This window comes from Escherichia sp. WS1450 (assembly GCF_046487395.1).
GTDB classification, from domain to species: Bacteria; Pseudomonadota; Gammaproteobacteria; order Enterobacterales; family Enterobacteriaceae; genus Escherichia; species Escherichia coli.
Window position 1 is genome coordinate 1 of sequence record NZ_JBJQJO010000099.1, and the last position, 1869, is coordinate 1869.

Below are 1869 nucleotides of genomic sequence, written 5' to 3' on the forward strand. Positions count from 1 at the left end.
ACAGAATGATGTCACGCTGAAAATGCCGGCCTTTGAATGGGTTCATGTGCAGCTCCATCAGCAAAAGGGGATGATAAGTTTATCACCACCGACTATTTGCAACAGTGCCGATAGTTTGGCTGTGAGCAATTATGTGCTTAGTGCATCTAACGCATAGTTGAGCGGCGGGCGCAGCCCGTCCGCTTGAACGCCGAGTTAGGCATCAGATGCCCTCGGCGCGGGTCGATGCACTTTTCGCACATGCCGCTCAACGCAAGATTCTCTCAATCGTTGCTTTGGCATATCGAACGAACGCGGCCGTCTCTTCGACGCGCATTGCTAGGTCGTCGTCCTCGCTACCCAGGTACGCCGCGCGTGCCTTGCAGATGAGGGGCCGATGCTCGGCAGGCAAACGCTCCGATACCCATGCGGCAGCAACGTCCTTAGGAGCAATGAGACCAGTTGAAGCGCTGTACCAAATGCGAGCAAGAGCAAGAACGACGTTCCGCTCGTCACCCTTCCAATCCGACTCTGCATTCCACTGGGCAATAGTGTCGAAAAGCGCCTTGGAGAAATGCTCCTTCGGCACCGGCTCGAAAAACGTGGCTGCGGATGGGCCTAGAAGCGCAAGGCTGTGTTGCCTCGCCTTGGTCAGCAAAATCGCAAGATCGTGATCCAGAACGGCAGGCTCGAACGTTCCGGAAAGGATGTCGTGGCGGAGCCACTCACCGAACTGAAGCTCACGCCGCGCCGGATAGCGCCAAGGCACTACTTCGCTTCGAGCGACAACAGTTAGCTCCAGCGGTCGCCATGTTCCGCCATCGCCTGGCGGTGATGAGACTTTCAGCAAATCGAGCATTAGCGCCTGCCGGAGCGAATCGTTAGGTGCGGCGCTGACGGTCACGAGCAAGTCTATGTCGCTGTCCGGCTTCAGCCCTCCATCGATCGCAGATCCGAACAGGTGGATTGTGTCCAGTGTCGCAGCCAGATGGCGCTCGATCACCGCGCGAGCGTGGGACAGCTGCTTGAAAACTTGTGCAGGGAAAAATTCACCCATGATGCCTAACGTTAAGTTCAGCGGCAGCTTTTAAGTTGCGGCTTTGTGGAATACTTTTGCGCAGCAAAACCACAAAGACGCGACTTAAAAGCTGTCCAAGGAGCGAAGCGACTGGTGCTGCAACGCATTGTTAGCCTTTTTTCCAAATCTGGTATGTATAATTTATATTAGACATAAAAAACTGTTCAAAAACCAAATTGAAATTCTCAGGCATTATAGGGAATTTGATATCACCTTCGACTTCAACGTGAACAGTAGACAAATGAATTATATCTGCTTTTTCAATAAGGCTATTATAGATTTGACCCCCGCCAGAGACATATACATGATCTGTAACTTTTGATAGCTCTTTCAAAGCATTTTCTATTGAAGGAAAAACTAGGACGTTTTCATTTGAGCTTGAAATTCCGTTCTTTGACACTACTGCATATTTGCGATTTGGAAGAACACCCATAGAGTCAAATGTTTTTCTTCCGACAAGGAGCCATTGATTATATGTGAGCGCTTTAAAGAGTAGTTGCTCACCTTTTACTGACCACGGGATATCAGGACCACTACCGATTACGCCATTTTCTGACACTGCAGAAATCAATGATATTTTCAATTTAACTCCCTTAATGGCTAACTTTGTTTTAGGGCGACTGCCCTGCTGCGTAACATCGTTGCTGCTCCATAACATCAAACATCGACCCACGGCGTAACGCGCTTGCTGCTTGGATGCCCGAGGCATAGACTGTACAAAAAAACAGTCATAACAAGCCATGAAAACCGCCACTGCGCCGTTACCACCGCTGCGTTCGGTCAAGGTTCTGGACCAGTTGCGTGAGCGCATA

The 1869-nt window shown here is 50.3% G+C and carries 2 protein-coding genes; both read right to left on the reverse strand.

The features are described from left to right. Window positions 1–247 precede the first annotated feature (247 nt). The gene (locus tag ACJHYR_RS27575; RefSeq protein ID WP_000503573.1) at window positions 248–1036 is read right to left on the reverse strand and encodes an ANT(3'')-Ia family aminoglycoside nucleotidyltransferase AadA5; all 789 of its coding nucleotides are present in this window, start codon (window positions 1034–1036) and stop codon (window positions 248–250) included. Between the two features lie 130 nt (window positions 1037–1166). Then, complete coding sequence (dfrA17, locus tag ACJHYR_RS27580) at window positions 1167–1640, reverse strand: trimethoprim-resistant dihydrofolate reductase DfrA17 (protein WP_001389366.1); 474 nt, start codon at window positions 1638–1640, stop codon at window positions 1167–1169. Window positions 1641–1869: the final 229 nt, after the last annotated feature.